Source organism: Acinetobacter variabilis, assembly GCF_000369625.1.
GTDB lineage: Bacteria > Pseudomonadota > Gammaproteobacteria > Pseudomonadales > Moraxellaceae > Acinetobacter > Acinetobacter variabilis.
Map to the genome: position 1 here is coordinate 129,481 of NZ_KB850117.1, position 17,393 is coordinate 146,873.

The following is a 17,393-nucleotide window of genomic DNA, read 5'->3' on the forward strand; positions in this document are numbered from 1 at the left end:
TATGAGTGCAAACAAACACTTTAACGACCAGGATTCAGGTTTTGTCACATCAGAATACCGTATTTCATGAGCTAATTAAACCTGTTGTGCGACAGGATTTTGAACAACTTGCTAAAGTACACCATGTTGGACAGAAATTTAGAGCGGCTTCCCGGTGGGATCAGTTTATTGCCATATTGATGTCTCAATTCTCTTGTAGGCAAAGTCTGAGAGATATTCAATCCAATTTGGAGTGCCAACGGGAAAAGCTAAGTCATCTCGGAGCAAAGTCTATTCCCCGAAGCACGCTGGCACGAATCAATGAGCAGCAGCCTGCTGCCTTGTATCAACAGCTATTTTACAAGTTGCTTAAATACTATGAACACTCAAAAGTAGCTCATAAATTTCGCTTTAAGAATCCCTTGTATTCCTTGGATGCCAGTCATATTGACCTGTCGCTTTCCTTATGTGAATGGGCCAAAGTTCACGATTCAAAAGCCAGCATGAAACTCAGTATAGGATTGAATCACAGCAATGATATTCCTGAGTTTGTTGCAGTTGAAAATGGCAAAGAAAATGACATGGTACAAGGCCGCAAATTCCAGTTTCCTGCTGGCAGCATTGTAGTTTTTGATAAAGGCTATGTCGATGACCAATGGTATGCAAATCTGACTGCTCAAAACATTGGATTTGTCACACGTTTTAGGCCTAAATCTGTGTATCAGGTGATCCAGCAACATCCAGTGCTTGAATCCAAAGGTATTCTAAAAGATGAAACCATTCAGCTGAATAGCGCACATGCCCTAAAAAGAAAAGCCCCAGTGTTAAGAAGAATTGAATATAGAGATCAGCAAAGTGGCAAGCACTTTAGCTTTCTCAGCAATAACTTTCATTTAGCCGCCTCCACCATTGCGGCGATTTATAAAGATCGTTGGAAAGTTGAGCTGTTCTTTAAGGCGATTAAGCAGAATCTCAAATTAAAAGCGTTTCTAGGCCGCAGCAGGAACGCAATTCAGACACAAATCTGGATTGCGATGATCGCCTATTTATTGGTGAGTTTCGCTCAACATTTAGGAAAAACAGGTTGGACAGTTCAACGTTTACTCAGAATAATTCAAGTGAATTTGTTTGAAAGAAGAACTTTAAAAGCTTTATTTTCACCCGATAAAATACCTATAAAACAAGAGGAAGCTCAAATGAGCTTCCTCTTGTGAAAAATTGTGGGACAGCAATGGCCTTAAGCTCCCATTTTTACTGTATTTTTTTGAAAATTTCGTATAACGCCCATTATGTTAAATGGATACGAAATTTTTGGAATATAAAAAATTCTACTACCTAAATAAATAAAACATTAGAAATGTAAATTATTTGCCATAAATATTTTTTATAGCTTAGATACTTGACCCTAACGTAACGTTAGCCTCTAGCATAAGACACGCCTAAGTAATAAAGGAGTCAAAAGATGTTCTTACAAGTCGGTGAACTGGCTAAGCGGACAGGGTTAACTATTCGCACTCTTCATCACTATGACGATATCGGTTTACTTCAGCCTTCGGCCCGCTCCGATGCCGGTTACCGACTTTACAGTCGCCAAGATATTACTCGCTTATACCAAATTCAGGCATTGCGAGGGCTTGGAATGACATTGGCAGAAATTGGCGCGGTTCTTAATAGTCCAAACCTGGCACTCGCCCCATTAATTGATCGGCAGATTCAGGCAATCGATCAGATGATCATTAAGCAGAATCAACTGCGCTATCGTTTGAGCAGTCTCAAAAATCAACTGATGAATGGTGAAGAGCTGGAATTGGAAAATTGGCTAAAAACATTGGAGCTTATGTCTATGTACGAACAATATTTTACAAAAGAGGAACTTGCAGATCTGACTTTTTTACAGGCAGATAGTAAACAACAAAAAGAGTGGGAAGCACTTGTCATCGAAGCTAATACACTCTTTAAGGCCGGAGAATCTTCTAGTAGTGAAGCTGCCCAAAACCTGGCTTCACGTTGGATGCTGACCCTTGAACAGAATACGGCTGCTAATCCTGAATGGTTGGCTAAATTGAATAGCATGCATTCAGCTGAATCGGCATTTCAGGAAAAATTGGGTGTGCGTCCGGAAGTGGTTGAGTTTCTACTTGAAGCATTTGCCGAGAGCAAGCTGAACGTGTTCGCACGTTATTTATCCGAGCAGGAATTTGCTTTTATGAAGCAAAATTATGTACGTGAGATGAAAAATTGGCCCCAGTTATTGATTGCATTGGAGAAGGCCATTCGTGCTGGGATTGAACCTGACAGTGAACAAGCAAAGTGTTTAGCACAGCAATGGCTCTCCATGTTACAGGGTTACGCAGGCAAAAATCCGGCGACACATGCGAAGATTCGCAATGCCATGCAAAATGAACCAAGTCTTGCCGAGGGAACCTGGCTCAAACCTACCACTTTGCAATTTTTAGAAAAAGCAGTAGCAGCTTTAATGCGTTGTGCTTAGTACATGCTTACCTCTACTCAAATAATCAAAGTAATGTGGCTATTCCATAATATGGGGTAGTCATTAAGTTTATGATTTCAAAATATTTTATATAGAGAAAGTAGAGTAAATGGTATTAACACAAACTTATTCAACTACAGCATATAAGTTGGTTATTTTCGATTTTGATGGAACCTTAGCAGATTCCTTTCCTTTCTTTGTTTCAACTATAAATCATCTAGCTGACATGCATTCTTTCAAGAAGATTTATTTAGATGAGGTTGAATCTTTTAGGGAAATATCTTCCCGAGAGATAATGAAAAATCTTGGGATACCAGTATGGAAACTACCTGCGATTACTCAGAGTTTTATAAAACTTATGAAGGTAAATTCTTCAAAGATTCCTCTATTTGATCATACAGATGAAATGCTTGCACACCTTAATGAACATGGAATTACAGTGGGATTAGTTTCTTCAAATGGATACGAAAATGTGACCAGTGTTCTTGGTTCAAGCTGTCGATACTTTAGTTACTTTGAATGCGGTGCATCTTTTTTTGGAAAAGCATCTAGGTTAAAGCAGCTTTAAAAAAAAGCAGACTTTAAACCCTCAGAAACTATCTATATTGGTGATCAGATTACCGATTATGAAGCAGCTAGATCGGTAGGAATTGCTTTCGGTGCAGTTTTATGGGGTTACAGTACAGAAAAACTTTTAAAGAAACTGTCACCTGATGAGACATTTGAAAATGTGTCTGCCATAAAGAGGATTACTGTCAGCAAAAAATAACCCTACTAAATTATGCTTATAAGCAGAGAATCGCCATTCTAGATACCAGAGGTAAATTATGCTTTCTTTAAAGCTAACTACACATATTGATATTAATGCGACACCGGAACAAGTTTGGCAGGTACTGACTGACTTTAAATCGTATGAGAGTTGGAATCCCTTTAACCGTAAAGTTGAAGGAAAGTTAAACATAGGTGAAAAACTAAAGATTAGGATTCATCCAACTAAGAAAAAAGCAATGGAATTTAAGCCTACACTATTGGAAGTTAAAAATGCTCAGTCTTTAAGTTGGCTAGGTCACTTTCTAATACCTGGTCTTTTAGATGGTAATCATCGTTTTGAAATTTACTCTCAAGAGAATGGAAAAACCCATCTCGTACACTCTGAAAGATTTAGTGGTGTGCTTGTACCTATAATGCATAAAAACTTGACACATATAACGAAAGATTTTGAATATATGAATCAATCTCTAAAATTATTTGTAGAATCAAAAAATTAGATCCGAAATTATATGGCAATCAGTTTTTATCGTTATTAAAAACAGATACATGTAGGCACTTCACTTCTTGATTATTTCAGCTTTTTAATTCATCTAAAATTTACATAATACGGATTATACGAAGCCCTGACCCTAGATCAGGGCTTTATTTATCTCTACCTTAGATTTCAATAAGTATTGATTCGCCTGTAGAACAGTCGCCATTACGCCATTGCCAGTTTTCAATTAACTTAATTTTCCCATTGGCTTGGATCTCAATCTCAGTATTACATTCACCTATACGTAATTCATTCATCTGATTGATGTGGTGGTACGCCATAGTGAAAGTTTTTTCAGAAGTCATGAAACCTAGTAAATGTCCATTGGTAATACTGCCACCAGAATAGGTAGCTTCTATACACTCACCTACTTGGTAATAATTAAAAACAGTCTCGTGAGATACTTCTCCATTAGATGTATTTTTAGCATTTACAAATTTTTTATTATTTAGATTTAAGTTCATTTCTACTCTTTAATTTCCCTAAAATTAACATAATACACCTTATACGAAATGCGTTATAATTCCGCTTACAAATCAAAGCTGTAGTTCCTTTTTTGCCCAACCTCCCCAAGGTGGACTTTTTTTTATGATTTTTCACGTTCCACGCTTATTATTTAATCAAAGTTTCACGACTTTATTCATATGAGTTAAACAATCGTGGTTAATCATAGGGTCTAAAAAAACGGCTCCAAAAGCCTCTTTTCTCAGGCACTGGTTCAATGTGTTTAGGCACCAGAATGCGCTTATTTTCTTTTTGATCTGGAGTAGTCAATCCGTCATGTTTGTCGTTATCTACATTCAATGTAGGTTCTACTTGAGATAAACTAGATTGCACTGAAGATTGATCTGAAGTTGGTGTGGAATGAACCTGAGTTGGCCTCATTTCAATTAGGGTAAGTAATGTATCAATACGAGAATTTGCTTTAGCTTCGCGATCTTCTGCTTTTTCTAACTGTTTCTTTAGAAAATCGATCTGATTCTTTAGTTCAATAACTGTATTGTCGGTGTATTCAGGTGTATTTATAGTTTGTGTTGGAGACGTATCAGTGTGTTTTGAGTGCTTTCCACTAAAAGGTTCACCATAAACGCGGAGTAACTCAGAGAAGTCGATAGAGCCATCATGATCACGACTTAATACCCCATTTTTTATATCTTTATAAAGTGTAGCACGAGATTTTTTATACAGTGTAGCTGCATCACTAACACTGTATTTTGTACTTGTTTTCATGGTGTATTACTGTGTATTTACGATACGTATTGGAGAATACAATAAGTGTATTCTCCAATACACTCAAGGTTTGAAGCCTAAGTTTCTTAGATTTGGTAAAAATTGCTTTTGTTGTATTGGATCTCTGAGCATTTCTTTGATTTTGACAGCGAGAGATTCATAACTTTCACCTCCTACAGCTAAATTAGAAAATTCAGGTAATCGAGACAGCTGGTTACCAAACATGTAAGCTTGCTGTAAAATTTTTATCAAGAGTTTTTTGTTATGAAAAAATTATAACTATTAATAAGAAATTAGGACTTACGCACTATTATTTATAGATTCTCTGTGGTAGCAGATGATTTTTATCGAGAATAAAGTCATCAATGAAGTTTTTGATAACTGGTCTAAATAATTTCTTCTGCCAACGATATACATTTTCAAAGATCCGCTCAAACTGGTTCTTTTGTATCTCAACGTAGGCCATCAAGGCTGAAAAAATATGATTCAAAATCAGTTTAGATCGTCTTACTTGAAACTTTTCAATATGACAAACCTGTTTAATCACCCGGTGATATTGCTCTATTTTCCAATGACTTGAATGTAATTCATGAAAACCCTCAAAGGACAATAAATCATCTTCATCTTGATGCACAATATAAAACCTCTGCTGTTCTTTTAACTGAGTCTTAAATAATTGTACAAAGCCAAAATCTTTGAGCCAGACCACTTGACCCTGATGGAAATCTGGCAATAAACGCAGTTGAAACCATTGTCCTTTTTCTGGGGAAACCTTACGGTTACAGTCGATACCAAACATAAATCGAATACCATATTTTCTTATGGTTTTTAGATTTCCAGTCGATGAATACCAACTATCACCTGTAATAAATTGAATCTTTGCACCCCAACTGAGTACTTCACTTAACATATCCATAAAGTAATCATTCTTGGTTTTACTTTCAGATTTGTCATAAATTCGGAAATTAATTGGAATATTTTGACCATTTTGATCTGTCGCATACAAGGTAATGAGATTAATACCCTTGACGGATCGGTGGTGTTTGCCTGACCAAAAATAGCTAACCAAGTCCATATGTTGACTATATGGTTTATCTAAAACAGTATCATCAATACTGACTATAAGTTTATTATTATCAATATGTTGAATTGATTCTTGATATAGGTCGTGAGGTGTGTAGTCTTCACGCTCTAGAAAGCGATTTACACTATCATGCGAGATATTATAAGTCTCGGCAAGTTGTGTGCAGCTAATAGAGTTCGGTTCTGTCATGAGAAAGCCCATATAAATGGGTAATGTACAAGTTGCTGTAGAAGCATGTTTAATTCGTCTAATCACAGATACTTTATAAAGTATTTTAATACTTTTTTGAATCCGTCAATGCGTAAGTCCTAGAAATAGTAAAATAAGCTATTGTTTATTAAAAAAAACATAATTTTTTATTGAGAATTTAAGTTACTAGAATATAAATTGATGTTTTTGATCTTCTGTACAATCCTCAATAAAGTTTGCAATTTCTTGCACGCTCCAATATTCTGTAGAACGCTGGTTATTCGCTTTAAATAAACATTTGATGATTGGATGTTTTTCAAAATCAGTTAGTGCTACTTCAAAATTGTCACGCTGCATTGAAGGTGACATTTCTTCTGCAACATGACTTTATGCTGAATGATATTTAATAATAGCAAACTAAGCATAATAGGCACAAAAAACTGTTAAAGCGGTTTTAATACTTCTGTAGTAATTTTCAGGTTTCCACGCCTGATTACAGATTTTGCTGTAACCTAATTATCAAATGGGTATCTTTTTCTTTGAGCAAACCAAATTAGAATCTTTTATTGCTTTGTAAATGAAAAATATAAATAAATAACGTATGGATCAAATTGAAAGCGAAGAAAAAAATCAAATTTGCGGATTTTCAGCGCTTTTAATCACTTATTAAGCTTAGGCTATTTCCCCTAAGGAATCATGTTACATAGTTTCCAGCAGCAGACAAAACACAATAGATAATGCGATGTTTTTTGGTTCTGTTGATCCATAAAAAATACTTAAGTCTCTATTATTAAGCTATAAATGAGCAGCAAGAAATTTTCCTAGTCAGGTAAATGATATTCATGCACGCGTAGCTATCTCGAACGAATTCACAGAATTTGGCTGCACTTACATCCAAGTTGTCACTTGAAATTAGCTCAATTAAGGTAGCGCTGTCTTTCAAACCTTTGTGTAACAAAGCGTGCGTAAGTCATATATACTTAGATTCTGATATGATCTCCAATCGCTAAATATCGTACACTCAACCACGTAAGTACCCATCGCACGGCGCTTAATGACGCTTGTTGAGACATTATTCTAAAATAATCATATTTATTATGTTTCATCACTACCGGAAAAAACTGATGTTCTATAAGAAGTGAAAGCATAGGTTTATCTTCTGCGGTAAAATGCATCAATACTTTTGTTACATTACTTTCATACAACCATTTTTTTATTAACCAATTATAAGTGTCTGATTGGTTTCGTTCTAAATAATCAAATCGCTCTAAAATCTCTTGTGCGGAATTAAAATCTACAGCCCTTAGTAATTCAGGCAAACGTGCTAATTTCCCTTGTGTCAATAATGGATGTTTTCCTATATTTGAACCACGTTTACCTGAAGGAATGTTTGACATCGTAATTAAAGCTCTCTTCCAGGACTCAATATCTAATTGTGGCTGCCCCTGTCCAGAAATAAGATACCGCTCAATATCTTCAATCTTTTGAAACAGGTCGTGTTTAATTACTTTACCCGTCGAATTCCCTATTTTTTGAGCATAGATTACCCACCTCTGACTTTCTATTTTTTTGAGCACATATTTTTCGATGGTATCTCTCAACTCATAGTTTAGATTACCATTCTGTTGGTTAATCGCTTGGAAATGCCTGAATAAATTACTCCGACTCATGACTCGGTTAAAAAATGCAGTATGTAAATTGGGTTGCTGTTGTTGCATGCTATAGGCATAAGTAGCTAGAAATAAGATATGAATATAATGCTTTAATGTTGTCGATTCATGTAAATGTCCAAGCACTCGACTAATCGCCTTAATCCCTTGCCCAACCTGTCCTTCATTGCCTACTAGCGTATTAAATTGCTCATTCGATGGCATCCAAGTTTGTAGCCATGGAAGTTCTATCGTCAGCACTTTAAAATCCACCACTGTTTGCAAACACTTTAAAGTATATGCACTTGCAAACGTATGTCTTAAATGATGTAAGCTGAGATCAACATCTCCAGTGACTTTCTTTAATATTTGAGATATTTGATCAAAAAAAGGCCTATGCCCACTATTCTCATCAGACATTAATATTGAATCTTTTTTATTCTTATAAATATTATCTAATCCCTTTTGAATCGTCTGACTTAATAAATTCATCGGAACAACACGTTCTGATCCAAGTGTTTTTAACTGATGCTCACCATAAGGACGAATTCGGAGCATATCTTCATCAATATCTAAGGGTCGTAAATGAAGTGTCTCTGAACGGCGTACACCCATCGCCGCAGATAAACGAAAATGACGCTGAATCTCTAGACGTAAAGCAGCATCATTCACCCCAGATTCTACAGATTGTAATATTTGAACGATCTGCTGCACTTCATTTTTTGAAAAAACTTTAGCACTTGCTTGATGCGCTGTACACTTGTGTAACTTTATACGATCATTATTTAACTGAATTAAAAAATCTCTAAAGCGATTCCACGCTGCGAGATGCTTGCGGTGTGGAAAATGCTCTTGCGTCAACTCCATCCATTTTTGAAATACATCTTCATCAATCTGGCTATCTTTTGTTAAATCTTCTGAAAACCCCAATATACCTGCACTGACAATGGCCAAATGTAGATGAATCATATTTCGATTCTGTAGACTTAACTCTTCTGCATCACAGCGTAAAATCAACCATTGCACAAAGCACGTTAATAAATTGACTGAGTAGTGATTCGTTTTATTATTGGCAAGCTGTTTAAGCCAAATGCTTGACCTAGACTCACCTTTTAGTTGCTGAATCATCACTAAAATATCAGACAAATGTAGTTGCTCATCGCCTATTTCTATTTCACTTTCAGGCTCAGTGCTATCTAAACCTATGGTTAATTTTTCATATTCGGATAATCGTAATAATTCATTTATTGAAAGATCTTCAGTCAGGACTTGGCCTGATATATAACCTGCAATCAACGGAGTGCTATTTAACATCACCTTTTGCTGTAAAGCTTTCAACCATTGAGCTAACGATAGAGTTGACTTAAGTCCTATTTGTTTTAAATATGTATTAAAACACTTTTGCCAAGCCTTTCTTTGTTGATCTTTTGACTGTGCTAAAATAATTTTTAATCGGGGCTGTAGATACTGTCGGTCTACTAAAATTAAAGTCGAGACATAAGGACTTAACAGTACTGTACGGCGTATCTTCGTCACAGATCTATCATTATTCACTGCCAGCTCAATAAGCCGACTATATCCCATAGCGACTATAGGCTGATCAGAAGCAATAAACTCTAACATTGCTTGTAAATGGCTTACTCTGCACAATTGTGAATACATCGAGAGTACAACCAGCAAACGTCCTATTTCAACATCAAAATTTTGATGTTCAGGTAAATGTTCTAAATCCCTCTTAATAACATCAAGTAAGTTTTGTTCTATATAACACCATGTACTAAAACTATTTTCAGATGTCAGCCATGTACGATGCGCCTTTTGAGGTAGCTGAACGAATAAAGGAATTTTCGCTTCATCGCGAATATAAGCACAATATGCTTTAATCGCTTGAGGCAAATCAATATTTTTATTTTTAGCTAAATTTGAGGCTAATAGATGTCCAAGCTCTAAAGCTACTTGTGGCTCAGGATTTTCCTCAAAAATCAGCGGATAATAGGACTTATAGTCTGGGTTTTTGAGCCATTCTTTTACATCATTTTCAGAAAACTCTATTCTAGGCTTTGTCTCTACCTGTACTGTTTTAGTCTCTTGAGTTAAAACAAATGTTGGAATATCCTTGATTTTTAAAAAATCAAAATCTTCAAGACACTCGAAACCTAATTGTTTTTGCAAGTTTTCTTGTACATCAAGCCACTGTTTTTTAAAGGCTGATACAGGAAATACGGATAACATATCCCATGGATGGCGACCCCTTACCCAGTGCCCAAGTCCAGCGTCCTTGAACCGTCCAGGTAACTGATTATAATCAGAGCGAACCAACTTCCGTGCCCAATTTCTAACTAAACCTTCAATCTGATGAGGAGCACAAAGTTGCACAGCATAAGATGATAAATCAACACGTGGTTCAATTTGCTCCCCTAGCATTCCCATCAAACCACGTAAACCTTGAATCTGTTTGATCAACGCTTGCGTCAATGGCACATAACGATCGGTTGATTCATCTTGATGATGTTTATCTTGAATCAATGCCCAGCCTTGCTGACTGATCCACTTTGGAAAGGGCTGCTTAATTCCTCGTCCTGCAGTTGCAAGATTCATCCATAATGCTGTATACAATGTTAAGTTATCAAAGAGCGTCTGCCAATCTTTCTGTTCGGCAGCATGATTTATTCTCTTTTTTATTCGTGTAATTTCATTTTGTATTTCAATAATCTTTATTCCAATTGGGCTACCCACCCGCTTATTGGAAGAGTATATATATTCAGGAATATTAATTTTTATCGTTCTTAAACAAGCAGCCCAGAGTTGCTCAAGTTGCCTCTGTTCAAAAGAGGCATAATGAATCAAGTTATCATAATTTCGACCTGATGCATTAGTCACTGCTTTAACGACAGCTAAATCACCTTGGCTATGATCATATAACAAACGTGGAAGAATATCTCGAATGCTTTTGAGGCTGATTTCTAGCTCTTTAGGTACACGGTTAATCAGTTCACTCACGTCACGTTCAACTGCCATATGATGTCTTGTAATCCCAAGATTTTTGACTTGACTCACTAAATCATTGAGTTCAATCGGTAAAACCAAATGTAATTCATTGGTCCATGGCACATGAAATTTAGAATCTTCTGGTTTTTTTTTGAGTGTCGGTGTCCCTGCAAACACACTTAATACATATGCAGATAAAGTATGATCATACTGAATAGCAATATTATTCTGATCTGCATTTTGACTAAAACGAGGCGCTGTTAATTCACTCACCGAACGTCCTGTGAGTAAACTTAATATTAAAGCTAATTTTGCGCGTAAAATTAAGCTGGTATCAGTATGAGATGGTTGACAGAGCCTAAACACTTCTTGAATCGAATTTAATGACAATCGCCATTTGGTCCAAACTAAACCAACATTTGCAGCTTCAACATGCTGAGAAGTAGACTTAGATGCATAAAACCCTCGAATTAAATCGGATTGTTCTGCCAAAAAAAATGTAAACAATGGCTCCAATGGTGGTTCATCTTCTTCAATCTCATCATCCTCAAATACTTCAGATACTAGACCACGATGAATTTCATCTACATCCTCTAAAGGTTGAATAGCAATACTTAATGAGCCGTATCGTTGCAAGATCAGTTTTCTATGCTTTAAACCTATACGGTGTAAAAATTCTCGACGTTTTTTGTTATTTTTTTGCCGATTATTTTGCCAGATTTGTGATAAAAATAGCTTTAATGCATAATAAATTTTATTTAATTGTTCATCTTTATTATGAACAGACATTAACTGAATCAGTTGTTTCGGCGAATTTTGAAGCAGTGATGCTTTTACATCTTCTAAATTCTGTGTATTACCAGCATCACCTAATAGCCTAATCGCTAAAAAGGCATTGTACACACGAGATCCTTTTTGATCTTTCAGCTTTATGCTTCCATCACTCGTTAAATAACTACTATAAAGCTCTAGAGTATGTACTTTTTTTTGAAAGTTAAATATTTGCTCTAAAAACCAAATAATTACTTTATCAAAACTCTCATTATTTCGACTTCGTCCTGCTTGAATCAATAGCAAATCACAAATTCCACTGTCTCCAGTGTATGGACGTAGTGGCGTGGGTGTATGTCTGTTTCTATCTATTGTTTCTGAGAAAAAATGTGAGTATTGATCAGAATACTGTAATGTACTAATGATCTTTAAAGTATTAAGCTCATCACGAAATTCTGGTAATTCATCATCACCAACCAATGTGAAAATTCGCTGACAAATGACAACAATACCAGCTAAGCTATAATGTACACGTAACAAAAATAATGCTTGGATAAGTACTTGTTCTTCTATGCTCGCATTCTGATTCATCCATTCTAGAAGCTGCTTAAAATAAATATTCATGGCCTCCTCCTAAGACGATAGATCCATGCTTTCTTAAAGTCTGTTAAAGCTAAAGCAACTTCTGCCGTTGGTGCCACACGAACAATTTGCTGCTGATGTTTTTGATAAAGTTCCTCTAATCGAGGTAAAAATACAAAAAAGTCAGCTATGTGAAAATAGGGTTGCACAGACTTGCAAAGCTCCTTTACTTTAATTTTTTCTAATAGCAAAAGCTTCTGGGCGATATAACCGGCTAAAACATTTTCGATTAAAAAAATACCACTAACTACCGGTGGTGCCCAATCTACTAATTTTTTAACAAAGGAAATCGGCAGCTGTTTAAAAAAATGCTGTGTATTTAAAAATAAAATCATTTCTTCTAAATCTAAATGCTTTAGTCGAAGTTGGTCTGCAATCACCATCTTATCCTGTGCTTTATCCGCTTTCCCCCAATGTCTTTTTTTCACACTGTTCTCTATAGTTTTTACATTACTTAAATCCCTAGCGACAGCACGCAGTAATTTGCGATATGTCGCGAGCAGTAGTAATGCTTGATTTTTAATCACCTCTGAAAACCCGCTCGTTTCCTCATCAAGTAACAGCATTTTCAAAACTAAAACAGGGCATGGTTTTTTAAACCTGCCTTCAGAAATTGTTAATGCGTCAATGAGCAATGGAGTCATCATTTTTTTCTGCACCGGTAAATTATTTTTAGCGTTACAATAATAGAATATTATAGTCCCAAAATTAACAAAATTAATTCAAGTAGATTTTATATTTAATAAAAAAGTATTTGATTTATATGATTTATATGATTTATTTACTAACTTTATTTTTATACTAAATCAAACCAAATGGCAATATTTCCGCGACTCATGAGTGCTCGGTTATATGCGGGCCAATTGGTTGTGCGGTAGATTTTGTGTGTAGGCTTCTTCATTTGAAAATTATATCGCTGAAAAAGCCGTTACAGATAGGTTTGTGCAACAAAGCCCTTAGTTGAAAAAACTTTTAGATTTCATGCTCACACACCACCTAAAACGAAAAATATCTAATTGATTTTACAGGCTTTTAATTTAAGGTTTTATTCTACCCACTCGCAATATCAACGTTTAGTATCACGACTCACTAACTCATTAACTAAATATGGAGCAGTACGGCTATCTTGATTTTCTGTTATTTGTTTTGGTGTTCCTGCCACAACAATATTCCCACCAGCATTTCCAGCACCTGGTCCCACATCAATCACCCAATCTGCTTGTGCAACGGCACGCATATCATGCTCAATCATAACCACGGTATTACCCGCATCGACTAATCGCTGCAATTGAACTAACAATCGATCTACATCTGATGGATGCAAACCTGTAGTTGGCTCATCAAGTATATACAGTGTATTTCCACGCTGATTGCGTTGCAGCTCGGTCGCCAATTTAATACGTTGCGCTTCTCCACCAGATAGTTCAGTCGCTGGTTGCCCTAAACGTAAATAACCAAGGCCAATTTCCTTTAATAATTGTAGTGAACGAGCAATCGAGACCTCTCCATCAAAAAAATCACGTGCTTCATTGACGGTCATTCCTAATACTTCAGCAATATTACGTCCATTCCAGCGAATTTTCAGAGTGTCATCATTATATCGAGCACCATGACATGTCGGACAAGGGGCATATACACTTGGCATAAACAATAATTCTACACTGACAAAGCCTTCACCTTCACAAGTTTCACATCGCCCTTTAGCCACATTAAACGAAAAACGTCCAGCATCATAATGAGCTTGGCGAGCTTCAGGAGTCCCAGCAAATAACTTTCTAACATGATCAAATAAACCCGTATAAGTTGCCAGATTAGAACGTGGAGTACGGCCAATTGGTTTTTGATCAACCTGTACCAGACGCTGTATAGCCTCCACATCACCAGCCAGAGAACCCTGTGTAACCTCGGTAACCAACATTCCTTCATTTAAAGGATTATTTTCATTATTGTTTTCAGTTTCAGATTCATTGCCTAAATATGAAAGTACTAACTCGGGTAAAGCTTGAGAAATGAGACTAGATTTACCTGAACCTGAAATACCTGTAACTGCTGTAAGTACACCAAGAGGTATACGAGCATCAATATTATGCAGGTTATGTCGGTAAATATTGTTAAGTTCAAGCCAACCAGAGGGTGTACGTCCATAACTTTGAGTAACTGGGATTTTATTAAATAAATAACTTGCAGTACGTGAAGCTGAAATCTCACTTAAACCCTGAGGTACTCCACTATATAAAATATTACCACCTTGCTCTCCTGCATCTGGTCCAACATCCACTAACCATTGAGCACGACGCATGAGCTCTAAATCATGCTCTACAACAAATACGGAGTTTCCAGCGTCTCTTAATTTATCGAGAGAATCATATAATGACTGACTATCTGAAGGATGTAATCCAGCAGACGGTTCATCCAGTACATAAACTACACCAAATAGCATAGAACTTAATTGTGTTGCTAAACGCAAACGTTGTAACTCTCCCGCTGAAAGAGTCGGTGTGGCTCTATCTAATGTTAGATAACCAAGACCTAACTGGCGTAATTGATTTAAACGCCTCACCACACCATTTGCTAAACGCTGGGCAGCAATTTTCTTTTCATCTGAAAGTGCTGACGTACGTCTTACATCTGGAGATACAGAATGCACTGCTCTACCTGTTGTTGCTCGTTCAGATCTATCAAGTTGGGTTACTTTATTATTAGTCTTTTCTCCAGCATCATGAGCGTCGAAATTGCCAAGAACAATGGGCTCAAGCAGGCAAGTTAACTTATCCAAAGAAAGTTGCATAAACTCACCAATATCTACTCCAGCAAAGGTAATAGATAAGGCTTCTGGTTTAAGGCGTTTACCATGACAGGAAGGGCATATTTTTCCTTCCATAAAACGTGAAACACGTTTTTTCATCAACGTACTTTGGGTATTAGCAAAAGTATGAAGGACATAGCGACGAGCACCAGTGAAAGTGCCCATATAGCTGGGTTCTAGTTTACGTTTAAGTGCAGATTGAGTCTCAGCGGGGCTTAAACCAGCATAGACAGGAACTGTTGGGGTTTCTTCAGTAAATAAAATCCAGTCTCTATCCGATTGCGGTAAATCTTTCCATGGTCGATCAACATCATACCCTAGGGTTACTAGGATATCGCGTAAGTTTTGCCCGTGCCAAGCAGGTGGCCATGATGCGATAGCTCTCTCACGAATACTGAGTGTTGGGTCAGGAACCATTGTCGATTCTGTAACTTCATAAATGTGACCTAAACCATGACAGGTAGGACAAGCACCTTGAGGAGTGTTCGGTGAAAAGTCCTCGGCATATAACATTGGCTGATCGGCAGGATATGCACCAGCACGCGAATAAATCATTCGCACGAGATTTGATAAAGTTGTTACACTTCCAACAGAAGAACGGGTATTACTTGCACCACGTTGTTGTTGCAATGCTACTGCTGGTGGTAGACCATCAATAGCATCAACATCTGGTACTCCGGCCTGATCTATTAAGCGTCTTGCATAAGGTGCAACAGATTCGAAATATCTTCTTTGTGCTTCAGCAAAAATAGTTCCAAAAGCAAGTGATGATTTTCCTGAACCCGATACACCTGAGAAAACAACAAGTGCATTTCTTGGGATAGAAACATCTACATCCTTAAGGTTATGCTCACGTGCACCTCGAACTTCAATACAATTATTAGATAAAGTAATGTTATTGTGTTCACCAAAAGAATGTATTTTCATGTTTCTACGAGCCTGTAAATTATTTTGTGTAAGTCTCATTTTTTATAAATGATCTTTTAAGCGATCATCGAACTGAATCGTAAACCAATTCATTGCTAAACGCCAATTTTGAATTGGCATGGTCCATTTTTTAGCAGCATTTGAAGTTGCTAAATAAATGACCTTTTTCACTGAATCATCAGAAGAGAAGATCTTTCTTTTTTTAGTTGAATGGCGGATCACGCTATTCAATGATTCAATTGCATTTGTTGTATAAATCGCATGACGTATTTCAGCAGGATAGCTAAAGATCGTTCGGATATTTTCCCAATTTGCCCGCCAGGATTCTCCAATTTTTGGATACTGGTGATTCCATTGATCGCAGAAGATATCTTGGGACTTTAAAGCATTTTCCTCTGTACTTGCCTGATAGATCGCCTTCAATTCTGCTGTTACAACTTTGTAGTCCTTCCAGCTCACAAATCTCAGGCTATTGCGTACAACATGTACGATACACAGCTGGATATCAGTATGAGGGTAGACAGAGGCTATCACATCAGGAAAGCCTTTTAGTCCTGAGAAGCGCTGCTTCGCAAGGCAGGCTACAAGAATATCTTGCACTCCTCGATTTTTAAGCTCTGTCATGACTGATAGCCAGAATTTGGAACCTTCTGTTTGAGCAAGCCACATGCCAAGAAGTTCTTTTTGGCCATCCAGGTTAATGCCTAATGCTAAATAAACTGATTTATTGATTACTGTTGAATGCTAACGAACCTTAACAACAATGCAATCTAAATAGACAATAGGATAAAGACTATCGAGTGTTCTATTTTGCCATTCTGTCACTTGTTCAATGACAGCATCCGTCACCTTACTAATAAGGGAGGCAGATACATCGGCATCGTACATTTCTTTAAAAAAGCAACAATTTCTCTATTTTTCATTCCTTTCGCATGTAACGAAAGAATTTGATCATCCATGCTAGTAATGCGTGTTTGATACTTCTTAATAATCTGTGGTTCAAAAGAGCCATCACGATCACGAGGGATATCTAAAGCAAGCTGCCCATCTTGTGTTAGAACTGTTTTGGAGCTAAAACCATTACGTGCATTAGATCCTTTCTTAGGTTGATGCTTTTCATAGCCTAAATGTTCAGAAAGCTCAGTATTCAGAGCGGTTTCGATCATGAACTTTTTAAATATGGCTGTCATTTGGTTTAAATCTTCAGGAGTTTTTAAACCTTTAGCTAATTCAGCTGCCATACTTTTGATTGTAGCTTCATCCATGTGAAGTACCTCTTTTTATTATCCTCAGTAGGACAAATGAAAATTAAGTACTTACACAAAATTTAG

General features: G+C 36.7%; 9 protein-coding genes and 5 pseudogenes. 5 read left to right on the forward strand and 9 right to left on the reverse strand.

Features of this window, described 5'->3' with window-relative positions; translation table 11 throughout:
- Positions 1-41 precede the first annotated feature (41 nt).
- The 4 genes and pseudogenes from F897_RS16580 to F897_RS16595 all read left to right on the forward strand — a co-directional run bounded on the left by F897_RS16580 (position 42) and on the right by F897_RS16595 (position 3,738).
- The gene (locus F897_RS16580; protein WP_005237656.1) at positions 42-1,193 is read left to right on the forward strand and encodes an IS4-like element ISAbe18 family transposase; all 1,152 of its coding nucleotides are present in this window, start codon (positions 42-44) and stop codon (positions 1,191-1,193) included.
- 248 nt (positions 1,194-1,441) lie between these two features.
- The gene (locus F897_RS16585; protein ID WP_005237657.1) at positions 1,442-2,470 is read left to right on the forward strand and encodes a MerR family transcriptional regulator; all 1,029 of its coding nucleotides are present in this window, start codon (positions 1,442-1,444) and stop codon (positions 2,468-2,470) included.
- A 109-nt stretch (positions 2,471-2,579) separates the two neighbouring features.
- Positions 2,580-3,239: pseudogene (locus F897_RS16590) on the forward strand (HAD-IA family hydrolase).
- 58 nt (positions 3,240-3,297) lie between these two features.
- Positions 3,298-3,738, forward strand: a complete 441-nt coding sequence (locus tag F897_RS16595) for an SRPBCC domain-containing protein (RefSeq protein ID WP_005237659.1) — start codon at positions 3,298-3,300, stop codon at positions 3,736-3,738.
- Positions 3,739-3,898: 160 nt separating this feature from the next.
- Here F897_RS16595 and F897_RS16600 read toward each other — a convergent pair whose 3' ends face one another.
- The 4 genes and pseudogenes from F897_RS16600 to F897_RS16615 all read right to left on the reverse strand — a co-directional run.
- Positions 3,899-4,240 (reverse strand): avidin-fold protein, encoded by a 342-nt coding sequence (locus F897_RS16600; protein ID WP_005237660.1) that lies wholly within the window; start codon positions 4,238-4,240, stop codon positions 3,899-3,901.
- A gap of 199 nt (positions 4,241-4,439) precedes the next feature.
- Positions 4,440-5,006, reverse strand: a complete 567-nt coding sequence (locus F897_RS16605; RefSeq protein ID WP_005237663.1) for a plasmid replication DNA-binding protein — start codon at positions 5,004-5,006, stop codon at positions 4,440-4,442.
- Positions 5,007-5,316: 310 nt separating this feature from the next.
- The gene (locus F897_RS16610) at positions 5,317-6,345 is read right to left on the reverse strand and encodes an IS701 family transposase (RefSeq protein ID WP_079255106.1); all 1,029 of its coding nucleotides are present in this window, start codon (positions 6,343-6,345) and stop codon (positions 5,317-5,319) included.
- A gap of 141 nt (positions 6,346-6,486) precedes the next feature.
- Positions 6,487-6,704: pseudogene (locus F897_RS16615) on the reverse strand (hypothetical protein); the annotation flags it as partial.
- A gap of 383 nt (positions 6,705-7,087) precedes the next feature.
- On the opposite strand from F897_RS16615, the pseudogene F897_RS18015 reads away from it, so the two are divergent.
- Positions 7,088-7,189, forward strand: a pseudogene (locus tag F897_RS18015) (IS5/IS1182 family transposase); the annotation flags it as partial.
- A gap of 70 nt (positions 7,190-7,259) precedes the next feature.
- Here the strand turns inward: F897_RS18015 and F897_RS16620 are convergent.
- The 5 genes and pseudogenes from F897_RS16620 to F897_RS17350 form a co-directional block, all read right to left on the reverse strand.
- Positions 7,260-12,311 (reverse strand): site-specific integrase, encoded by a 5,052-nt coding sequence (locus F897_RS16620; RefSeq protein ID WP_005237669.1) that lies wholly within the window; start codon positions 12,309-12,311, stop codon positions 7,260-7,262.
- Positions 12,308-12,976 carry a hypothetical protein gene (locus F897_RS16625; RefSeq protein WP_004779994.1) on the reverse strand — a complete coding sequence of 223 codons (669 nt, stop codon included), beginning with the start codon at positions 12,974-12,976 and terminating at the stop codon, positions 12,308-12,310. Before F897_RS16625 ends, F897_RS16620 begins: the two co-directional genes overlap by 4 nt.
- Before the next feature lie 158 nt (positions 12,977-13,134).
- A pseudogene (locus F897_RS17620) lies at positions 13,135-13,230 on the reverse strand (IS5/IS1182 family transposase); the annotation flags it as partial.
- A 165-nt stretch (positions 13,231-13,395) separates the two neighbouring features.
- Positions 13,396-16,062 (reverse strand): excinuclease ABC subunit UvrA, encoded by a 2,667-nt coding sequence (locus tag F897_RS16630; RefSeq protein ID WP_004779992.1) that lies wholly within the window; start codon positions 16,060-16,062, stop codon positions 13,396-13,398.
- Positions 16,063-16,104: 42 nt separating this feature from the next.
- Positions 16,105-17,327: pseudogene (locus F897_RS17350) on the reverse strand (IS256 family transposase).
- Positions 17,328-17,393 lie beyond the last annotated feature (66 nt).